Origin of the sequence: Chryseobacterium pennae (assembly GCF_003385515.1) — a bacterium.
Lineage (GTDB): Bacteria > Bacteroidota > Bacteroidia > Flavobacteriales > Weeksellaceae > Chryseobacterium > Chryseobacterium pennae.
Map to the genome: position 1 here is coordinate 61,001 of NZ_QNVT01000002.1, position 20,357 is coordinate 81,357.

A 20,357-nucleotide genomic window follows, 5' to 3' on the forward strand; every position below is an offset into this window, starting at 1 on the left:
AGCAAAACGATTTTTAAGTTTATGCTTTTAATAAAGACTCAGCATACGTCCAACCCTCTTTTTATAAGTCTCATAGGTTTCTCCGTGTTGTTTTAATAAATGATCCTCTTCAAGGCGTATCTGAACCTGTATCAAAATATTTCCTGTCAAGAAAAATATCAGAGAAATCATTGTAGGAAGAAGGAGGAAGAATCCTATAAGACTTACTGTCATTCCTAAAAAGACAGGGTTTCTGGAAAAGGAAAATACACCATTGGTGATGAGCTTAGTTTTCAACTTATCATCAATCCCGATTCGCCATGAATCCTTCATATAAAGCTGAGCCACAATCACCCATATAAAAGAAAATATCATTAATGCAATGCCGATATACTGAAATACATCAGAATCTAAAACAGATATTTTGAACGCATCCATTATTATATCCGGAAATAATAAAAGCAGTGATGTATACATGAATAAACCCATTAAAACAAGCTTAAAATACAACCCTACCAATGCATAAGCAGAATCATCTTTTGGTAAAACATTAGGGTTCTTCCCTATTTTTTTAGCTACAGCAATGCTGATTCCGAGAAATGAAACTAAAAAAAACAGGATAAAATAAATAGGGATAAAGAATCTGATAAAATCTGTCATGGTTTGTTTTTGTGACAAATTTCAAGGATTTTACCATGCAATACTATTGCAATAATTACTGTACAGAAATAATCATTACAACCTTTATCCGGCACAAAACGGTACATTTTGTACAATCGCCGCATGTATTGAATTTTGGGCTAAATACAGCTTTTAATAATACAAACTAAAACATTATATTACAAAACATTAAATACGTTTATTTAAACCTTAGATTTAGATATAGACTTGCGCTTTTTAAACTCTGTCAAGCTCATGTTATGCTGCTTTTTAAAAAATTTATTCAGATGACTTTCATCGGAAAAACCGAATTCAGTAACAATCTCATTAACTCTCATATCACTGAAAAGAAGGCGGTGTTCAATTAGTCTCAATTTATAATTCAGAATATAGTGGGTAATCGTTTCTCCGCTGTGATTTTTAAAGTAGCTGCCGAGATAAGTTTCAGACAACCCAAATTTCTGAGCGATTACAGAGACTTTTAAAAGGGCCGGATCGTGAATATTACCTTGAATATAATCAATGATTTCAACAATTCTTTTATCAGTGTTGGAAGCCACATGTTCAATCCGCATTTTTGATATATTTCTTGCAGCAATCACAATTAAAGCATTCACATAATGCAGCGTCAGTTCTTCCTGATAAATATCGGGATGATGAATCCCATGAAGAAGTGAAGAAGCAATTGATTCCACCAGAACAACATCCGGTTTATTCTGCAAAATACATCCGGAAAGATAAGATGCTCCATACAGCAGGCATCCTATTGAATTAATGTTATTCCATTTATAATCTTTTACATAACGCTCACTGAACTTTACGAGTAAAAGCTCTGTTCTTTCTTTAATTTCCAAGTGATGCTTATCTTCAGGAGTCAGTAATAACAGGCTCCCTTTAGTATAAGAAGCAATATTGTCATTGATTACAAAAGAACCTTTTCCGGAAATGACATATATAATCTGAAAAAACGAGAATTGAATACCTTTTAAGGGGCAATTTTCAGTTTCATAATATTCAACTTTAACCAATTGATCTATATTCTCTCTTTTCATGTGATAAAAGTACTTATTTATCATTAAAATATACTGATTTTTTACATTTTTTCTGTCCAAATTTGCTACATCAAAATTTTTAAAATCAATGAAAAGATCAATCTATGTCCTGGCGCTTGGAGCTTTTGGCATTATTACTACTGAATTTGGTGTTGTAGGTATTCTTCCTACCATCAGCAGACAATTTGGGGTATCAATTGATACAGCTGGATGGTTATTGAGCGCTTTTGCCATTACTGTCGCTGTGTCTTCTCCTTTTATCACCTCTTTCACCAGCAAAATAAACCGTAAGTTTCTCCTATGCCTTGTAATGAGCATATTTGTACTATCCAATATTATATCTGCTTTTTCTACAAACTTTACGATGCTTATGATTGCCCGAATATTACCAGCAATATTACATCCACTTTTCTGGAATATTTCCATTGCTATTGCATTTAAGAAAAAGGGTGCAAAAGGAGTTTCTACCGTCATGCTGGGACTGAGTCTTGCCACAGTTCTCGGTATTCCGATGACGACCTATGCAGCTGACCTCTTTCACGATTGGAAAGCTTCATTTTTTCTGAGCAGTGGCATCAGCTTAATTGCATTTATCGGGTTATTGGTTTTTATTCCCTCTATACCTGCAGAAAAAGAAAAATCTGGACAGAATCAATTAACCATATTGAAAAATCCTTTCTTGTGGATGAATCTTATATCTACTATTGGCACTTTAGCCGCTATGTTCTCCAGTTACACCTATCTTACTGCTTATCTGGAAGAAATCACCAGAATGAATGGAGCCCAGATCAGCATTATGCTTCTTCTTTTCGGAGGGATGGGAACTCTCGGTAACTGGCTCATGGGAATAGCTTTAAGCAGAAATGTAAAACTCACCTCAAGGTTGTTTTTACTGCTGTTGATTTCAGTACAGGTTCTGGCTTACTTCATGGGTGGAGTTTTTATTCCGATGGTTATCATTGTGTCTTTCTGGGGAATGATTCATACAGGAGGTTTTTTGGTTTCAAATATCCGAACCACGCAAAACATTCCTCATCATGCGTTGGAATTTGTGAACAGCTTACTTACATCCTCTTTTAATATTGGAATTTCACTGGGTGCCTTTCTTGGAGGAATAGTCAGTGCTTATTATGGAGTTCAGTATGTCCTTTCGGTAAGTGTTCTACTTCTTTCAGCTACATTCTTACTAAGTTTCTTTTCTTTCCCAAAAGACATTTTAGAAAAGGAGAAAATCGAACTTGTAACTTCTGCTTGTGAGTAAACTTAATCTATACAAAGAGCTTATTTTACAAATGAAAGCAACTCCTCTCCGGAAAGAGTTGCTTTTTTTGTTATGTTTTGGCTAAAGCCAATGGAATTGATTTGTTTTATTGATTACATGGACTAAAGTCCGTTCCTATTGAATATGATAAATCATTCTCAAAACGGATTAAACTTCGACCCTACAGAGCTATTATCTATCCTATTGATTTATTATGCTATTATGAAATATTTAGATTCTCTTTATTTTACATCATCAATAATAAACTCCATCGTCCTCTCAATATGTTTTTCTTCAATGATTCCCATTGCATATTTTCGGTTTCTCCCGAAATTATATTTTGTAAGGTAAGCCCGGTTAATCTTGTCGGTTAATTGCTCTATATCTTCAGAAACTATTGCTTTAATGGTATATATTTCATCATCACATTTGATCTGTCCTACTGAGCTTTTCAAAAAAGTATTATACCAGCTTCTTTCAGCAAGTCCCCATGATCTGGCAAAAATTCGGTTTTGAACTACGACCATCCAGATCTCCAGAAAATCAGGTCTTTCTGATCCTGCTTTTATTCCGATAAGATTATTAGTTTTAATATAATCCAGTGCTTTGTTTTTATTCATTTTGCTAATAAGTTTCTGTAAAACTATGATTAGTAAGTATTGAATAAAAACTTTTTATACAGAGGGATAGAAATAAGATGTGTATGGTATATTTGTATATGCAGATTGATTTTTAAAGCATCATTTTACTGATGGTATTGAGGAGGCAATCTTTATAGCTTTTGGCAACGGTAATTTTTAAATTCCCACATACAAGCTGATTATCCTCAAAAGAATCAATATTAGTAAGGTTCACAATATATGAGTTATGAACTCGCATGAATTCATCCGGCAGGCTTTCAATAAGATCTTTAAGTGTCCGATAATAAATATATCTTTTCTCGTCTATGGTATGAACTTCGACATAGTTTCCAAGGCCTTTGAAGACAACGATATCTTTAAAAAAAAGCTTTACCAGTTTTTTGTCTGTTTTGATAAAAGCAAATGTCCGGTTCTCCATGGAAACTATTATAAGACTCTTTGGGCATGAAGGTAAGCCTTATTCCAATATTTTTCGTTCAGGGATGAAATAACAACTCCTTTTGAAGTGGAAGCATGGATGAATTTCACTTCTCCGTCCGGGCCAATATCATGAACAATTCCTACATGGGAAACCCTGCTTCCGCCCGCTGTTGCAAAAAACAACAAATCTCCGGGCTTTACATCTCTAATGTCAATATTTCTTCCTGTTTCAGCCTGATCAGAAGATCTTCTTGGAAGGTTAAATTCGTTTTCTTCAAAAACCTTTACGGTAAATCCTGAACAGTCAAAACCTGAAGAGGTATTCCCCCCAAATCTGTACGGAGTTCCAAGGTATTTTTCAGCATCTTTTAATACATCATTAATGGATCTTGAAACATTTCCATCAAATTTAGAATCCAGCTTCCTTAGATTTTCGGATTTCACCACCGTTTTAGAACCTGATTTCCTGCTGGAAGATACTTTTTTTGAGCTTCCACAAGACACTACAAAAGCAGATGCAATCAGCAATACAGAAAGCTGCTTTATGCTCAATTTTTTTTCAAATAATCCTGATCCCATATTCGTCTGATTTTTACTTGATTAACGATTGATGTACAAATATACATTTTATATTTTAATTATAGTATAACTATACTACAACTATATTATAAATATATGTTAAAATTTGAATTTCCGTTATTTATTGCTATATTTGAGTTCAATTTTGGAATATGGCAACATATGAAAGTTTAATTAAGATCAAAGGAGCTGTGGGTGACCTGGTTTTTTATACTCTGAATGGAAAAAATGTGGTTCGGAAGAAAAGCGGGTTCAATAAAACGGCCTTTAAAAAGGATCCGTCTTATGAAAAGGTAAGACAGAACAGTTCTGAATTCGGACATTGTTCAAAAATGGGAAAGATCATCAGAAAAAGCATAGATCTTTACCTGAAAGAAACAGGTGATACCCTACTCTACCAGAAATTTGCAAAACTGATGACTGAAATAAAGGATTTGGATACTATTTCTGAGAAAGGAAAACGGACCGTTGAGAACGGACTTAAAACTGAAGAAGGAAAGAAACTCCTTACAACCTTTCAGTTTGGAGAAATAAAAAATGTAGCCTTAGAAGTTCAACGTCAGGATTACACTCTGCGTATAAAAGAAAATGCTGAGGCAGGAAAAGCGATAATCATTACCATAAACCTGAATTCAGAGAATTATACTGTTGAGAAAACTGAAGAAGACCTCATTTTGGGTCAGCATCAGATAGCTTTTAAAAAGTATTTTTCACAGGATGGTTTTATACTTTATTTTATAATACTGAAAAATGAAAATGGTGAAATTTCCCGGATGGGATTTGTATAAATAAAAAAGCCTGCAAAACTGCAGGCTTTTTCTGTTATTTTTTGTCTCCTTTCCAGGTTCCGTATTGTGCCGGAGTTGGCAGGGTATTTGACCAGCTTCCGTTTCCTTTTTTATCCGGATTAAGTTTTCCTTTGAATTCTCCTTTTGACGGAAGACCTACTGTTCCAATCAGATCTCCTGTATTACTCAGATTACCTGAAATATTATAGTTGTCATTACTAACTTCGGAATGCATCGTTCCTGATACTTTTCCTGATTTATCCACTACAAAATTCCATACTCCTTTATCACCACCTTCGTATGTTCCGGACCATGTTCCTACATAATCATAGATAGTGTCATCATCAGAGCTGCAACCGATAAATAAAAATGCCGTTAGTAAAAGTAAAAAAAGTTTCTTCATAGTTTCAGTAGTTTTATAACCTAAAATCCTGTTATTCTCTATTACATTGCATTAGACACACTTTGTTCCAGAGAATGAGCTTAATATTTATTATTTTTTATTCCGTGCAAATCTACTAATTTTTTCATTCAAATTATCTGAATTCTAATCAGGAGACAATATGTTTATTAAAAAACAACATATTTTGGCTAAAATACAAATATTTTTCAAACAAAACAGAGAAGCTAAATTTTTGAGTTATTGTTCAAAAACCTTTGTTTAAAATTTTCATCAATAAACATATATTGTAATATAAATTTAGATATAAAAGATTTTTAATTAGTTTTTTATACTCCATTCACACATATTTCTTACCTTAGTGAAAAATTTTAACGTATTTAAATAATACCATGAAAACAAAGACTTTTTTTTTGTCAGCACTTGCTTTGTGTAGTTTCGCAAGTGCCCAAGTAGGAATCAATACAACGTCTCCTACAAACACGTTGGACGTTAACGGGTTGGTAAGAGTAAGAGGACTTTCAAATCCTGAAAATAAAATCGTTGCTGCTAATGCACAGGGGGTTCTGACATTAATTTCTCCTGAAGAAATTTTTTCTCCTAAAGCTTTATTAAATACTTCCATGTCATCCACTGAGCAAAGATTCACCGTATATGAAGGAAAATGCTTTCAACCTGGAGACAATGCTTCTTCCTGTACTGTTTCTTTAAATCATTATACCTCTTGTTCAGGATTTACCAATCCCGTAGACACACAAGTTGTAGTGGTACAAGGTATTAATACAAGTAACGGACAATTCTTAGGTTCATGGTCTGCCCGATATGTTGATAATAAAGGGTTTTCAAATGCTACTGCTGTGGCTAACCAAACGGCACCAGACTACCCGAGAATCTCCTATCCGGGTGCTAATTCTGTAAATTATTTAGGAAGCGGAAACTTTAACGGGCAGTGTAATACGGATCTGATAACAACCATTAACCAGACAACCGGAGATATAAAAATAGAATCTGTAAAAAGAAACATGTATGCCCACCTGGTATACCTTCTTTCTATAGCTCGTTCAAAAAGTTTATAGTAAAGGATTCAGTGTGAACTAATATATACCCCAGAGAAAATCATTCTTTCTCTGGGGTTTCTTTTATTAAATAAAATTATGATTTATTAAACCATTATGCATTCAATTTCACCTATAAATACAATTAGATTAATTATGCAAATTAACTACATGGAATGCTGATTACGATGAAGACTTAAATCTTATCCTTATGAATAAGGAAATCGAAAATATTCAGCTTGTGCGATAGGGTTAAGAACTGCTATAATTCTTGACAGTAGATTTTTTTGTTGCCAGCCAGCAAAGTACGGAGCCTGCACAAACCATTAAAGCTCCCTGCCAGAAAGACAATCCTAATGATGTAGATAAAAGAACTGACGACAGTACCGAAGACAAAACCGGAATAAAATAGGATGCCCCCGTTAAAATCGTAACATTTCCACCAAGAATTCCGATATTCCAGGCCGCATATCCAAATCCCATTGCACATGCGGCAAGCAAGAGGTATACAATTGAAGAAAAATTAATTTCTATATTCACTGAATCACCTATTATTAAATATTTTATCCATAAAGCAACAGCTACCATCATAAAAAATAATGTTATTCCGTTTACTCCATTTGCGATACGAACGGTTACCACGCAATAAGCAGCCCATAACAGAGCTCCTATAAAAGCCAATCCATAACTCAGCGGATTGGTTTTTATATTGGCAAACATTTGACTAATATCCAGTCCCTGCTCACCACCCAATACCCAGACGATTCCCAACATAGAAAGAATGATTCCCGGCACAATGAGCCAGTTTGCTTTTTTACCGGTAAAAAGAATGGTTGCCACCATGGTGAATGTAGGCCAAAGATAATTGACCATTCCGACTTCAATAGCCTGTTTACTATTATTAGAATATCCTATGGAAAGGGCCAGACAAAGCTCATATGAAACCATAAGCAGCCCTCCATATATCAAATATTTTTTTGGAAATTTTGATAACGGAATCCATTTCATAGTGAAAAGTAAAAATATAGAAGCCACAGTATAAATTAAGGCTGCACCTACTGTCGCTCCAAAGGAATGACTTACTTCTTTGATAAGCCCCACAATGGAGGCCCACAGTAAAATAGCACAAAATCCGATAGCTGTGGCTCTGGTCTGTTGGGTCATAGAATGTTTTTGTCTTTTATAATTGAATACGTCCTCAGTTGTCCTCAAAATTAACGATTTCCAATTACTTTATTTCTTCAGTATGAACAGAATCACGCTAAATTTCTTTTTTATTATATCCTATAAGCACAGGCAAAAAGGCAAAAAGGACTACCTTCATAAAACTACAAAAAAGTAAAAATGATCTGTCAGTTTCTGTTTGTTATTTTTAATCCATTTCTACTCCAATGATGCCCCTTTAGTTAAGGGAAAAAAGTTATCTTTGAAAGAATTAAATTTTTAATCATGAAAGAAAAACTCGTTCAGATAACCCATGTTACAGGAAAATATATATTGGATGTGGCTCCCGGAAGGCTTAATGAAATGCAGGAACAGATTGACAGATGTTTAAACAATGAACAGGCAGCTATAGTTGTAAGAAACGATAAAGGAGAACAACTCATTTACCCCTCGGAACTTTTGAAGAATAGTTTTATTACAATCATTGATAAAGTTACCCCTTAAATATTCTAATAAATGCCTCTATTTAAGGGGCTTTATTTTTTGAGCCTGCTCTTATGAATATACCCTTCTTTTTCTTCTTTAGTCTTTACTAAGAACCAATCTCTTGCATTATCTAAAACTTCTATATGTTCTCCTGATTTTATTTTTTGTAAAATCTCTGAAGATGTGTTTTTATCTTTTCTTAAATTGGTATAACCATCTAGGTCAATTATGATAGCTGAAGACTGGCTGGCTGTTTTTTCGGAATTAATTATATATCCTTTTAATGTGTTTTGAATATTTTGATTAAAATGGAATATTTATTAAACCAGCTCCACATCCATGTTTCTGATTTTAAAGAGTAAGTTCCTACAGAAACATATTTAAAATATATCTCATCTTCATCATTGTTGTATAACCTTAAAAGTTCTGTTTCATCGTCATAAAACCAGTTTGCATACGAATCAACTTCAAAAGTTTCTTTGAACTTCTCTTGAATCTGAATTAAATTATCAAAACTTTGCTTGTTGTATTGTTCGTAATTCATTTTGTGTTTACTATTCTCTTAATTACTGGGGAGTGTCTGGAACATCATCACTCGATTTTGCCCAACGTATTGGATAGCCGTTTTTAGTTTCTTTTAAATCGGTACGTTCCATTTTTATCAAATCACTTTTTATATAATACTTATCTTTTTCTTTGTAGATAAACGCTAAAGGATCTATAGCAGATTGATTATTATCAAAAATATATAACTTATTGTCTGTGGATTTGTAGTTAATTTTATAATTAAATTGAATATCTCCACTAAATCCAAATTCATTATTATCCTTAGAAATATTTATGTAGTAGTTTCCTTGTTTTTCGCTGTCAATCTTATAAGGATAAAGCCAGTAAATACCATCCCAATTTATTTTTTGTGTTATCGTTGAGTTCGTAGATAAGTCTTCTACTTTTTCATTATCTTTTTTAAATACTACTACATAATTTTTTGAGGAATCAAGATCTTTAATATCAATGATTATAGATTTATAATCTGGAACCGTAATCAGATCTTTTTCTAAATCTAAGCTAAGTAGATGATTATTATCTATTTTTTTAATCTTGGAATAATTTTCATAGTCTGCAGGACAACAGGATTTCAAATCATTCTCTGTCATGCTTCCGTAATATTTTATAAAAGTATTATATGATTGATTATAAATTTTTTGTTTATTCGTTTTTACAAAATTTTGAAACCCCATATCATTGTAAATCTTTTCAAATAAGGGAAGAATTGATCCAGAATTTATTTTTTTTGAAATAGTATAATTTATAGGTAAATAATTTGATTCTTTTTCATTCCCCATAAAATTAAAACCAACATTATATTTTACATTAATATCAGTCTTATGATTACTTAGAACTTTTATGTTTTTTCCATCAATATTATCTGACTCTAAAAATTGCTTAGTAATATAGATTGTATCATGCTTGTTTATAACTTCATAGTCTTCATTAATGCTTTCATCTATCGATGTTAGCTCACCAATTGATACATTCAAATCATTATTAATTTTAATGTTTAAATAATTTTTTGACTCTGTTGAGAGTTTTTCAGATGATTGAAGACCTTCTTTCTTGTTATTTTTTTGACAACTAAATATTGAAAAAGTACTGATTAATAAATAGATTAAATATTTCATTACTTTATTTTAAGGTTTTATTATTAACCCAATTTTATTCTCTTATAAGCTCTAGCCAATCCTGATTAATAAAGCGCTTACTTCTAATAAAACATTTTCCATTATCATATTTAAGATAAAAATCATCTACATCATCCTGATCACATTTTCCTTTAGCATGTAGAATACTTTTTTCATCTATCAATCTGTACTCACCTTCACAACCATAATCTTCTGAATATTTAGCATCAATACTTAAAACAGCTTTGGTTAAAGATTTAATTGTAATAAAATATCCTAAAGAAACTTTTTCTTTGGTATTGTTACTTATTGCATCTGCATAAATTTTAAAACTACCTATTAAGTTTGTATTTTTCGTTGTTTCAGCATTTTCTATTTGAGATGGCTTTTTTTCTATTTTTGTATTATCAGTCTTTTTATTTTTTACTAATTTAATTTTCCCAGATTCATTTATATAATATTCAGACCAACCTTTCACAATTGAGCCAGATTCATCTTCTGATAAATTAAGTAGAAAAATTTTATTATTATCTATATAGTAATAAAGCTGTTTTACAGTAAGGGCTTCAATATAATTTATTGATTCATAAATAACAATTGAATCCATTATTATTTTATCTTTTTTTATGAATAGGGTCACCTGATTATAAATATCTGCATTTTCAAGATTTCTTGGAGTTGTTTTTTCAATGTACAATTCCAAAGCATTATTAAGGTTTCCAATAATTCTTTTTCCTTTAAGTGAGTCTAATTTTGAATAGTCAAAATTAATTTTAGATAATACACATTTTAAATCATCCTGTTTAACTTTTTCTTCTGAACGATTAAAATAAGATGATGTTAGCAGACAAGAAGTATTTATCTGGCTTACAAAATCTAAATCAGATATCAGCTTATCACCATTCCATTGATTATTTATAGAAGCTTGATTGGAATTATTTATTTTATCCGATTTATTGGTTATTTTTTTACAAGAAAACGTAGTAAAAAAACACATTAGAATTACTAAATATTTCATTATTTTTCTTTTATTATTTTTATCGAACTGTTATTAAAGTTTCCAGAATGCAAGTGCGAATTATGCAACGTTCCACCATTTCCTGCCCTTTTTAATTTTTTACAATACTCATTTACTCCCTTTAAAACTTCAGTAAAATGAAAGAATATTGCACTGTCAATTACTTTTTGGTCTTGAATAATATTTCCTAGATAGAAAGTATCAACACTTCTACCATTACAATGTTCCTGACTTGGAAAACTTGATCCTTCTGAAAAACAACTTCCTGAAGTGGTTACCTTATATCCTGATCTTGCAAGATACCCAATAAATCCAGCAAATGCATTTGCTCCAGTAAATTTTCTTTGGGTTTTATTAAATATATACGAAATCCTAACATCACCATTTGAATAATTTAAAGTATCTGGCATTCTAACTAGTTCAACATCGTTTTTTCCAGCAGAATAAAGAAGCCAAATAATTCCTTTTTTTGGATGGCTGCCATATTCTGCAATATCTCCATTAATATATTTAACTCGTCGTGAAGTATTACCCTCTGAAACATTTTTATCTTCAAGAATTTTAGCGTGAGTAGGTTTGGTTTTATATACTTGACCAACACTTTTTTCTTTTGTTTTGTGCCAATCAACTATGCATATTTCATGTTCCTTATCAGTTGAATCATGATATATATACTTATATTTATTTTCATATCCTGATTTGACTTTCTTAGGTATAAATTTCTCAATTATTCCAGTTGAATATATATGATAGGTTACAATATCAGTTGATTTAATATCATTTTTTTCGTTTCTATCAATACCACATGAAAAGTCTATAGCTTTATAGTTTCCCCCTTCATTTTTACTATCATAATATCTTTCCAAAATTTCTTTCCTTTGTATTCCATCATCATTTTTATCTACACTTCTATTGTTAGTATATTCATCCGTGCCTTTAGAGTATAATAAGTAATTATCATTTTTACCAACTCCATCAGGAGCAAAAACCTGCAAATAAATATCCTCTGGAGTCTTTATTTTGTTCTTAGCAGGTTCAAAATACTTTTTCACTTTATCTAATTGTTTAATTTCCCCCATTTGGGCATAGCTCAGTTTCAATTTATTTAAATTATCATATCTTAGTTGCGTTCCCTTTGTAGCTGTTGTAGATTTAGGAAATTCACCCATTCCCTCTAAAGCATCTTGTGTGAACTGAATTAATCCAACCGCTCTTGATGACTTTGCACTCTCTTTATGGAAACTGCTTATTGTTAATTCTTTAGGGTTATCATTTGCTGACTTATATCCTTCTCTATGATGGGCTTTAAAGCTTCCCCAAGTCTCTACTTTCATCACGGCCATTAAACCGTTGGCCATTTCCATTTTTCTGCTTTCTCCCCATAGTTCAGAGCAGATTTGTACAACTTTCTTCCTAAACTCACAACTTACTTTTCCTCCCCAAATCAAGTCTTTATATTGCTCTTTACAAATACAACTAGAAGGAGTTTTCCCTTGCTTCGATTCTTTCACCATCGTTGCACTATTCCCACTCGGCACTTCAGTAGGAGTAGCATCTGCACTCACAGGCATGATGGCAGATTTTACGGAAGTATCATTGTGTATTACTTCTATAAAATAATCCTGCCTTGCGCTGTCAGTACCAAATTCTTTGGCTTTGTCAAACATTTCTTTTGTTAACAGTACTCCTACAAAACTAGTATCACCAACCAATACACAATCTTTTTCATGAATCAAATCATTAGTCCAACTGAAATTGTCTTCCTCCCATATTTTGATCTTCACTTTTTTATTCTTCATACCCTTTGCTGTAATTTTTACAGCGACAGCTGTTCCCACTTTGGAAGAATGGAGTCTGTTTCCGTTTCCGTCAACAAATTCAGCACTTAGTATTTTCCCTTGTGGATCATCACTCTTTTTCCCACCCGTAGTGACTGGGAATTTTGCTGAATTCCCATCAGGTTTAGGTTTGGGCTTCTCTGGAGCTGGAGTTGTTTTAGGTTTTGGTGGTGAGGGAGTTTGTTTTTTAGGAACCTCTCTTTTTCTTGGAGGTTCTGGATTATGAGTTGGGTTAACTACATTAATATTAGGACTTGCTTTTTGTATATGTTTACTAACCACATCAGCAGTTACATAATATTCGTGGGTGGGTCCTTCGTTTTTATCACCTGATGCAGTGCGTGAATTGGCAATCAATACAGCCATTGTGTAAAAAGGTAATCTGAAAACAGCTTCTGCCATTCCTTTTTCATTCACTCTGCTAAGAACAGGGACAGGGTTTATTTTATTCAAAGCATTTATTGTGGGATTGTGTCCTTCTCCCTGAGCATCATCTTCCCAAAGGGTAAAAGCAATATTCATCTCAAACATTTCTACACAATATGCCCTTGCAATAATGGTATCTTTATAGCTTAGCTTTTTACCTTTTGGAATAGGTTTATAGTTAGCATCCAGAAGTTCCACCCTGGTTATTTTAGGTTCTTTAGCCCGTTGTGGATGTACAATCAGTTCTCCATAGTCTTCACCCTGACGTACAATGATCTTTATTCCCTTATGAAATAAACTCTTCTGTCCGAAAATATAAGGAACCATTTGACCTTCTTTATCGCTTCCGCCTTTTCTCCATCCTGTTTTGGTCTGTACCATCACTTCCCAATGTGCTTTTTGAACTTGCAATGGATTTTTAATAGATTGTAAAGGATTCTGCCATCCATTTATTGCAGCAACAGAATACATTTCCTGTTTACCTATTACAGGCTTGTCATTTCCGATAATTGTTAATTTTCCCATATTTGCGTGTGTTTATTCGCAGATGTTTACATCTTCTTCCTGTTCATCCTGAAATTCTTTGTAGTCAAGCAATGGATTTATATTCTGTTGCTGTTTTGGATCTGCATTCCTAACATTCTGCTGGGTTATCTCCGCAATTTGCCCATGTTCTTTTATCGTAATTTTCCCTCCCGTTGTACACATCAATTCAGAAAGTTCTGTAATACAACTTTTGTTCATGACTTTTGTCTTCTCATAAGGTTTTTGCCATTTTCCAGCAGGGGCAAAAGCACAAGGTAAATAACCACCAGAACTTGGTTTCAGCTTGCACTGTCCAAAGCTAGGGCCAGATGGTGTGAATTGTAGATCATCTTCTGTAACGGCTAAATAATCCGCTTGTCCTTCTTTGTTATTCCAATAATGTTTCTGGTGAGAGGTTACTTTAAACTGTGGAAACTGATTCCCTTGATTACACTGGGCTTTTCCTTTTTGGATCACGAAATATTTACCATCGTGAGGGGAAGTATTTTCTGACATCGTATTGTGATTTTGGTGTTTTTCAAATTTAGTAATTATCTGTAATTCTTTCTAATAAAAAATCTTCTCTTCGGGTATTTTCACGGCCAAAATATTCAAATCTTGCTTCAATTTTATACAATGATAGATTTTCTCGGTTAAAAAGATATTCTGCAAAATGTTCACAATCTATAGGTTTCTTTTCTATATCTGTTTTCTCATCAAACTTGGAATCTGTAAAGTGTAACCCTTCCAGATTTCGATTGTCAATAGAGATACCTTTTTGCTGAATTTTTACTCTTTCATCATCTACAATATCTTTAGATAATAATATGTTTTGAAATTCAAAACGTATCGGCTGAGCATCAAAGATCCAAGGATAAAAATCATAATAAACATCTGAACTCGTCCAGCTTTCTAATTTAGTTCTGTAGAATGTACCAAACATAAAAGAATTAAATAGCGTACTTTTAAACTTCCGTGAAATGATTTCTGGATTTTCAATGATACCTTTCATCTTTTCAATATAATCAGATGAATATTGATCTGGAAAAAAGTTCTTTATGGAATCTAATTCAGAAACAATATCTTCTGTTTTCTTTGTCAGTACTATATCAATAAGTTTTCCTTCAGGATCTATACTATATCGAATTGGATAGATAACCTCTATGCACATTTTGGCAAGGGTGTCCATTTTGTAATCTGAAGTATCCTCATTTTTTCTGAAGTCAAATGCTGAAAAGAGAAAGTGATAATACCCGTTTTTAATTCCTTCAAGATCTAATCTTACTTTGTTTTCATACTTTGCAAGGATTGTATCATCAGAATAGGTAGTCTGGGTAATTTGATAATTTCCCTCCCAGAGTTTAAAGTCAAAAGGAAATTTTCCTTTAGCTGGGAAATCATAAAAGCTTTGATTATTGTCTCTGATTTTTTTGTTGAGCTCAAGGATTTCAGATGATGACGGCATATAGATTTTCATTCCCTGAACAATATCCCCCTCAAAACGTTCAGACAAAGAACAATTTTGATTATGATACTCCCTTAAATACTCAGGATTTTCAAGCTGTATCTCATTACAGAGATCAGTAAGGGATTGTCCTGATTTGGTGTAATAAATGATCATTGAATCTGTGTTTTTATGATGCAATAATAAATAAAATTGCTCAATAAAAACATAGGCATTTTCACCATTCTTTGAATTAATATTTCCTGTTATTTTTAATGTTTGATTGTTTCCGGCTAAACAGATATTATTTCAACACTTATTCTATTTGTGGTAATTGATGGTGAAAATTTGAAACATTAAGAGTTTCAAGGGATGAAGAAAAGCTAGGAATATAGCAGTTTATTAGGATGAATCTAAATTATTCAATCGATTTCATTCTTTGGAATCAATCTCAAAAGTTGGAAGGATATATTGTTTCAATTTAATTTGACGTAAAGTTTTAGCACTTTATCTGATATTGTAAGGGAGCAAAGAATGGAATCAATTTCATTGATTCTTTCTAGGCGAATGCATATCTACGAAACTTTTTCTAATCTTCAAACTTTGCGCCTGATTCCAATAAGCTCCACTGATTCCAGTTTTTGTCCCTAAAAGTTAAACAAAAAAGAGTTGCAATCCTTTGAATTACAACTCTTTGATATAAAAAGTGGAGAATACGGGATTCGAACCCGTGACCTTTTGACTGCCAGTCAAACGCGCTAGCCAACTGCGCCAATCCCCCATTTTTGAAGCGGTACAAAAGTAAGTATTTAAATGATATTTGCAAATGTTTTGTTGAAAATTTTATTAAAAAAGAGCTTACAGCAAGTATCATCACACAAAAACACTATTCAATATTCTCAAAAATGTCAAATTCCGTATTACAGTATCCACAAATTGTTTTCCCAAATAGATAGTTGATGATCATTCTGAGTGATTCCACTTCCAGTTTATCAATATAATAACTGAGCCATTGGTAGTTCTTTTCTGGGGAGATTGTTGGAGAGTATTCTTTTTTTGGAAGAGTTGCGGGAACAACAGGATATTTCTTCTGATCTTTTACGAAAACAGGATCCTCTTTGTACTGAACAAGGATATTATTTTCGTTCCATAAGGTTAAAGATTCACCACAGCTTGGACAATTACATACATATTCTTCGTTTTCACTGTATCGCCATAAAACGGATGATACTTCAGATATTCTGTTGGAAACAGCTAAGGCAATCAGAAAGTGCCTTTTATCATATTCGTCTTTTTTCAGGATATCAAATTCCAGCGGAACAGCTATCTGCTTTAATTTATCAAAGGAATGCTTAAATGCATTTTTTATCTCTATAATTTTTTCTGGATCACATTTACTATGCAAAAAAATAAAATCCATTTCTCCATCACCATTATATTCTGAAAAGATTGCCAATGTATAAAGAAAAGTTTCAATCTTAAATTCATGATCTTCTGTCTTTTCAATCAATTCTATAAGATAGGGAAAGGCAGCAAATGTCACTTCATACAGACTCATCTGATGGCTGATATATTCTGTAGTAATTTCAATCATCAGGTCAATATCAAATGTTTCGGATAGCTTTTGGATTAATTCAGGGATCTCTTCTGAATTATTAAATGCACTGTTTAATTTTTCCCATTCTGATATCTCTGTAAGTGGTAGCATAAATATTGTTTATATTTTTGAAAGAAATACTCAATCAGTTCAAGATACCTACTATGAATCTGAATCTTTGCAATAAAGGTATCAAATTTTCGAAAGATTCTATCTTTTATAGTATATCAATCCTCCATTGGAGTATTATAAAAGCTTTATTCTTTACCATTTGAATATAAGTTAGATTATATTACATGAATTAAATACAATAATTCTCTACATATAGACTTAATATTAAAAAAAATCTATATTTTGTATAAAAATAATGATATTTCTCAATATTTTTTATCAAATAAATGTTTATATTATCATCAAAACAGACTCATTTCGGTTAAAATTATTGATATAACAATCTACAAATTAAACTGTTAAATAAAGTTAACATATCATAAAATAGCGAGCGATCACGCTCATTCTTCGACGTTTACAAAATTGCTTAAAAAACATTTAATACTCAATTCAAAAATAAATAATCATCTTTGCAGCCTTAAAATCAAATACGCTAGTTTATTTCATGAGCATTATTTTGAAAAAGCGCTTACTTATAGCGCTTGTATTACCAACGGCCGCCTTATATTATGGGCAGAGTACGAAGGATTCTTTAGAAAAATCTAAATCTATTGATGAGGTGATGTTGGTGGGTAGAAACCTTTCCCAAACAGCCAAAGAGAGAAAAACACCTGTTGCAGTTTCCAACATCAAGGCAGCTGAAATTCAGGAGAAACTGGGAAACAGAGAATTCCCTGAAATTATGAAATCTACTCCTTCGGTATACGTTACCAAAGTAGGTGGCGGATTTGGAGACAGCAGAATTAACATGAGAGGATTTGATGGTGCCAATATTGCTGTGATCATCAACGGACAGCCTGTTAATGACATGCAGGGAGGTACTGTGTACTGGTCTAACTGGACTGGATTGGCTGACATTGCCAGTTCTATTCAGATTCAGAGAGGTTTGGGTGCTTCTAAATTTGTAGTTCCTTCTGTAGGAGGAACGATCAATATCGTAACCAAAGCTACCGATTCTGAGCAGAAAGCCATGATCAAGGCAGAAGCAGGTAACGATAACTACTCCAGACTTTCAGCAATGTACTCTTCCGGGTTGAAAAACAAATGGGGAACTACCGTATTACTTTCGCGTTGGCAAGGTGATGGTTACATCAACGGGACTAAAGGGGAAGGATATTCATGGTTTTTCTCAACAGGATTTAAGCCGAATGAAAAACATGCGTTCAATTTAATTGCAACCGGTGCCCCGCAGGTACACGATACAAGAAGATCTTCTGCAACGGGTGCAAATGTAGCTACTTTACAGCAGTTTGAAACTTACGGAAGAAGATACAATCCACAGACAGGTATGCTGAATGGTTCTCAATTCAATTTAGCGCCTAACTTCTATCATAAGCCTATTGCATCATTGAACTGGGACTGGAATATTAATGATAATCTAAAACTATCAACAGTTCTTTACGGATCATGGGGACGCGGTGGCGGTGGTACCGGACTTAACGGTTCTATTAAAAACGCTAAAGATCAGACCATGAATTTCATGAATTATGGTGCAGGTGGAGATGGCACAATCAACTGGGATATGATCTACCGCTATAACAGAGGTGGCGCAGTAACAGACTATAATGGTAATACATTCCAGAAAGGAACATTTTTAGCTCCTGCGGGTTCTCCTGCTGATTATAACGGTCAATATGTATCTACTTTAAACGGAACCAGTGGTATTGTAAGAAAGCAGAGTATTAATTCTCATGACTGGTATGGTGTAATCGCTGACCTTAATTACAAAAAAAACAACTGGACTTTTAACGGAGGTCTTGATCTTAAAACATATAAAGGAGGTCTTTATGATATTGTGACTGATATGCTGGGATCTGATGCTTTATTTGTGAAGAATACAGTAAACGCTCCAAACGGGTATTATGTAGACCGTGCCGTAAAACCTGAACCTCTAACAAAAACCGGAAATACTCAAAAGGTATCTATCTACAACGAAGGACTTGTAAAATGGGCAGGTCTTTATGGAATGATTGAATATAGCTCTGAAAAGCTAAGTGCATCTGTTCAGGGATCTGTGTCTGAGCAGTATTACAAAAGAAGAGACTATATGCTATATACTCCGGAAAACCAGGAGACCAAATGGTATCACAAAACGGGTTATATTGTAAAAGGAGGTGCTAACTATAATATTGATGATCACCATAATGTATTCTTTAATACAGGGGTTATATCCAGACAGCCACTATTCAATGCTTTATTCCCTTCCAACCAGAACATCTACAACGATGCGAAGAATGAAAGAATCTTCTCTGTGGAATTAGGATATGGTTTCAAATCCCGTTATATAGATGTTAATATCAATGCCTACAGAACGCAATGGGATGACAGATTCATCTCAAGAGGCTTTAATGCAGGTGCTGCTGATGTTGCTAAGTTCTCTCAGTTAAAGCAAGGAAATGCTTATTTCTATAATGCTCTGAATGTTGGACAGCTTCACCAGGGTATTGAATTGGAAGCGAAAGCAAGACCTTTTTCAAATCTTAGGGTAAGAGGGATGGTATCTTTAGGAAACTGGAAATACAAAGGAAACGCTAATTTCAACATTCTTGATGTTCAAAGCAATCAGGAAGTTGCCGGAGCAACAGGGATGATCAATATTAAAGATCTGAAAGTCGGAGATGCAGCACAAACAACAGCAAGTTTAGGAGTTGACTATAATATTACCAAAGCATTCAGTATTGATGCAAACTGGGAATACTATGACAAGCTGTATGCACAGTTCAACCCTATCAACTTCCTTACAGAAGCTGACAGAGAAAGAGGAATTGTAAAATTACCTAGTTACAACCTGTTTGATGTAGGAGCTAGTTATAAATTCGAAATCGGTCAGAAAAAGTCTTTAACATTAAGAGCGAATGTATATAACTTATTCAATAAATATTATATTTCTGAACTAAGTTCTAATATTCATGCTACAGATAAAATTGCCAATGGTCCGGGTGCCGGAAAAACATACCAGGAAGCAGGAAGAGTTTATCAGGGTGTTGCAGATGCTAATACAGGATTCTTAGGATTCGGAAGAACGTGGTCCGTTGCGGCTACTTTCAGATTCTAATCAATCATCTGAATAATACAAAAAAGAACCCGCCAATATTGGTGGGTTCTTTTCTTGTAAAATAGATCTTCCTCTCTCCTATTTTAAAATTATGTAAAGAACACTCATATATGGAA

At 33.2% G+C, this 20,357-nt stretch carries 20 protein-coding genes and 1 tRNA gene; 5 read left to right on the forward strand and 16 right to left on the reverse strand.

Features of this window, described 5'->3' with window-relative positions:
* Positions 1-27: 27 nt before the first annotated feature.
* Positions 28-639: a methyltransferase family protein gene (locus DRF65_RS02810; RefSeq protein WP_115968742.1), complete on the reverse strand. Its 612-nt coding sequence runs from the start codon at positions 637-639 to the stop codon at positions 28-30.
* A gap of 203 nt (positions 640-842) precedes the next feature.
* On the reverse strand, positions 843-1,691 hold the full coding sequence (locus DRF65_RS02815; RefSeq protein WP_115969158.1) for an AraC family transcriptional regulator: 849 nt from the start codon (positions 1,689-1,691) through the stop codon (positions 843-845).
* Between the two features lie 88 nt (positions 1,692-1,779).
* Between DRF65_RS02815 and DRF65_RS02820 the strand changes: the two genes are divergently transcribed.
* Entirely contained in the window at positions 1,780-2,952 is a 1,173-nt protein-coding gene (locus DRF65_RS02820) for an MFS transporter (protein WP_115968743.1), read from the forward strand.
* Between the two features lie 242 nt (positions 2,953-3,194).
* On the opposite strand, the gene DRF65_RS02825 is transcribed toward DRF65_RS02820, so the two are convergent.
* From DRF65_RS02825 to DRF65_RS02835, 3 genes are all read right to left on the reverse strand, one after another.
* The gene (locus DRF65_RS02825; protein ID WP_115968744.1) at positions 3,195-3,572 is read right to left on the reverse strand and encodes a DUF2255 family protein; all 378 of its coding nucleotides are present in this window, start codon (positions 3,570-3,572) and stop codon (positions 3,195-3,197) included.
* 112 nt (positions 3,573-3,684) lie between these two features.
* Entirely contained in the window at positions 3,685-4,011 is a 327-nt protein-coding gene (locus DRF65_RS02830; RefSeq protein WP_115968745.1) for a LytR/AlgR family response regulator transcription factor, read from the reverse strand.
* Between the two features lie 8 nt (positions 4,012-4,019).
* Positions 4,020-4,592 carry a C40 family peptidase gene (locus DRF65_RS02835; RefSeq protein ID WP_115968746.1) on the reverse strand — a complete coding sequence of 191 codons (573 nt, stop codon included), beginning with the start codon at positions 4,590-4,592 and terminating at the stop codon, positions 4,020-4,022.
* A gap of 152 nt (positions 4,593-4,744) precedes the next feature.
* On the opposite strand from DRF65_RS02835, the gene DRF65_RS02840 reads away from it, so the two are divergent.
* The gene (locus DRF65_RS02840) at positions 4,745-5,380 is read left to right on the forward strand and encodes a hypothetical protein (RefSeq protein WP_115968747.1); all 636 of its coding nucleotides are present in this window, start codon (positions 4,745-4,747) and stop codon (positions 5,378-5,380) included.
* Positions 5,381-5,414: 34 nt separating this feature from the next.
* Here the strand turns inward: DRF65_RS02840 and DRF65_RS02845 are convergent, their stop codons facing one another.
* Positions 5,415-5,783 (reverse strand): hypothetical protein, encoded by a 369-nt coding sequence (locus DRF65_RS02845; RefSeq protein ID WP_115968748.1) that lies wholly within the window; start codon positions 5,781-5,783, stop codon positions 5,415-5,417.
* Positions 5,784-6,172: 389 nt separating this feature from the next.
* On the opposite strand from DRF65_RS02845, the gene DRF65_RS02855 reads away from it, so the two are divergent.
* The gene (locus DRF65_RS02855) at positions 6,173-6,856 is read left to right on the forward strand and encodes a hypothetical protein (protein ID WP_123947263.1); all 684 of its coding nucleotides are present in this window, start codon (positions 6,173-6,175) and stop codon (positions 6,854-6,856) included.
* Positions 6,857-7,087: 231 nt separating this feature from the next.
* On the opposite strand, the gene yddG is transcribed toward DRF65_RS02855, so the two are convergent.
* Positions 7,088-7,999, reverse strand: a complete 912-nt coding sequence (yddG, locus tag DRF65_RS02860; protein WP_115968751.1) for an aromatic amino acid DMT transporter YddG — start codon at positions 7,997-7,999, stop codon at positions 7,088-7,090.
* Positions 8,000-8,284: 285 nt separating this feature from the next.
* Between yddG and DRF65_RS02865 the strand changes: the two genes are divergently transcribed.
* On the forward strand, positions 8,285-8,503 hold the full coding sequence (locus DRF65_RS02865; RefSeq protein WP_115968752.1) for a glyceraldehyde-3-phosphate dehydrogenase: 219 nt from the start codon (positions 8,285-8,287) through the stop codon (positions 8,501-8,503).
* Positions 8,504-8,535: 32 nt separating this feature from the next.
* Here DRF65_RS02865 and DRF65_RS29220 read toward each other — a convergent pair whose 3' ends face one another.
* The 9 genes from DRF65_RS29220 to DRF65_RS02910 form a co-directional block, all read right to left on the reverse strand.
* Complete coding sequence (locus DRF65_RS29220; protein ID WP_115969160.1) at positions 8,536-8,802, reverse strand: SH3 domain-containing protein; 267 nt, start codon at positions 8,800-8,802, stop codon at positions 8,536-8,538.
* Entirely contained in the window at positions 8,766-9,029 is a 264-nt protein-coding gene (locus DRF65_RS02875) for a DUF6882 domain-containing protein (RefSeq protein ID WP_115968753.1), read from the reverse strand. The genes DRF65_RS29220 and DRF65_RS02875 overlap by 37 nt, the downstream gene beginning before the upstream one ends.
* Before the next feature lie 22 nt (positions 9,030-9,051).
* Positions 9,052-10,167: a hypothetical protein gene (locus DRF65_RS02880; protein ID WP_115968754.1), complete on the reverse strand. Its 1,116-nt coding sequence runs from the start codon at positions 10,165-10,167 to the stop codon at positions 9,052-9,054.
* Positions 10,168-10,201: 34 nt separating this feature from the next.
* Entirely contained in the window at positions 10,202-11,185 is a 984-nt protein-coding gene (locus DRF65_RS02885) for a hypothetical protein (protein WP_115968755.1), read from the reverse strand.
* Positions 11,185-13,974: a hypothetical protein gene (locus tag DRF65_RS02890; protein WP_115968756.1), complete on the reverse strand. Its 2,790-nt coding sequence runs from the start codon at positions 13,972-13,974 to the stop codon at positions 11,185-11,187. The genes DRF65_RS02885 and DRF65_RS02890 overlap by 1 nt, the downstream gene beginning before the upstream one ends.
* Before the next feature lie 12 nt (positions 13,975-13,986).
* Positions 13,987-14,490: a DUF4280 domain-containing protein gene (locus tag DRF65_RS02895; protein WP_115968757.1), complete on the reverse strand. Its 504-nt coding sequence runs from the start codon at positions 14,488-14,490 to the stop codon at positions 13,987-13,989.
* Between the two features lie 28 nt (positions 14,491-14,518).
* Positions 14,519-15,595, reverse strand: a complete 1,077-nt coding sequence (locus DRF65_RS02900) for a hypothetical protein (protein ID WP_115968758.1) — start codon at positions 15,593-15,595, stop codon at positions 14,519-14,521.
* A 530-nt stretch (positions 15,596-16,125) separates the two neighbouring features.
* Positions 16,126-16,199 (reverse strand) — tRNA-Ala (locus DRF65_RS02905).
* Positions 16,200-16,304: 105 nt separating this feature from the next.
* The gene (locus tag DRF65_RS02910) at positions 16,305-17,126 is read right to left on the reverse strand and encodes a hypothetical protein (protein ID WP_115968759.1); all 822 of its coding nucleotides are present in this window, start codon (positions 17,124-17,126) and stop codon (positions 16,305-16,307) included.
* A 505-nt stretch (positions 17,127-17,631) separates the two neighbouring features.
* On the opposite strand from DRF65_RS02910, the gene DRF65_RS02915 reads away from it, so the two are divergent.
* On the forward strand, positions 17,632-20,241 hold the full coding sequence (locus DRF65_RS02915; protein ID WP_115968760.1) for a TonB-dependent receptor: 2,610 nt from the start codon (positions 17,632-17,634) through the stop codon (positions 20,239-20,241).
* The last annotated feature ends 116 nt before the right edge of the window (positions 20,242-20,357 follow it).

Excerpts from the sequence above, each read along its gene's own strand:
- DRF65_RS02810 (WP_115968742.1), bottom strand. The coding sequence starts at position 639 with ATGACAGATTTTATCAGATTCTTTATCCCTATTTATTTTATCCTGTTT.
- DRF65_RS02815 (WP_115969158.1), bottom strand. The coding sequence starts at position 1,691 with ATGAAAAGAGAGAATATAGATCAATTGGTTAAAGTTGAATATTATGAA.
- DRF65_RS02820 (WP_115968743.1), top strand. The coding sequence starts at position 1,780 with ATGAAAAGATCAATCTATGTCCTGGCGCTTGGAGCTTTTGGCATTATT.
- DRF65_RS02825 (WP_115968744.1), bottom strand. The coding sequence starts at position 3,572 with ATGAATAAAAACAAAGCACTGGATTATATTAAAACTAATAATCTTATC.
- DRF65_RS02830 (WP_115968745.1), bottom strand. The coding sequence starts at position 4,011 with ATGGAGAACCGGACATTTGCTTTTATCAAAACAGACAAAAAACTGGTA.
- DRF65_RS02835 (WP_115968746.1), bottom strand. The coding sequence starts at position 4,592 with ATGGGATCAGGATTATTTGAAAAAAAATTGAGCATAAAGCAGCTTTCT.
- DRF65_RS02840 (WP_115968747.1), top strand. The coding sequence starts at position 4,745 with ATGGCAACATATGAAAGTTTAATTAAGATCAAAGGAGCTGTGGGTGAC.
- DRF65_RS02845 (WP_115968748.1), bottom strand. The coding sequence starts at position 5,783 with ATGAAGAAACTTTTTTTACTTTTACTAACGGCATTTTTATTTATCGGT.
- DRF65_RS02855 (WP_123947263.1), top strand. The coding sequence starts at position 6,173 with ATGAAAACAAAGACTTTTTTTTTGTCAGCACTTGCTTTGTGTAGTTTC.
- yddG (WP_115968751.1), bottom strand. The coding sequence starts at position 7,999 with ATGACCCAACAGACCAGAGCCACAGCTATCGGATTTTGTGCTATTTTA.
- DRF65_RS02865 (WP_115968752.1), top strand. The coding sequence starts at position 8,285 with ATGAAAGAAAAACTCGTTCAGATAACCCATGTTACAGGAAAATATATA.
- DRF65_RS02875 (WP_115968753.1), bottom strand. The coding sequence starts at position 9,029 with ATGAATTACGAACAATACAACAAGCAAAGTTTTGATAATTTAATTCAG.
- DRF65_RS02880 (WP_115968754.1), bottom strand. The coding sequence starts at position 10,167 with ATGAAATATTTAATCTATTTATTAATCAGTACTTTTTCAATATTTAGT.
- DRF65_RS02885 (WP_115968755.1), bottom strand. The coding sequence starts at position 11,185 with ATGAAATATTTAGTAATTCTAATGTGTTTTTTTACTACGTTTTCTTGT.
- DRF65_RS02890 (WP_115968756.1), bottom strand. The coding sequence starts at position 13,974 with ATGGGAAAATTAACAATTATCGGAAATGACAAGCCTGTAATAGGTAAA.
- DRF65_RS02895 (WP_115968757.1), bottom strand. The coding sequence starts at position 14,490 with ATGTCAGAAAATACTTCCCCTCACGATGGTAAATATTTCGTGATCCAA.
- DRF65_RS02900 (WP_115968758.1), bottom strand. The coding sequence starts at position 15,595 with ATGATCATTTATTACACCAAATCAGGACAATCCCTTACTGATCTCTGT.
- DRF65_RS02910 (WP_115968759.1), bottom strand. The coding sequence starts at position 17,126 with ATGCTACCACTTACAGAGATATCAGAATGGGAAAAATTAAACAGTGCA.
- DRF65_RS02915 (WP_115968760.1), top strand. The coding sequence starts at position 17,632 with ATGAGCATTATTTTGAAAAAGCGCTTACTTATAGCGCTTGTATTACCA.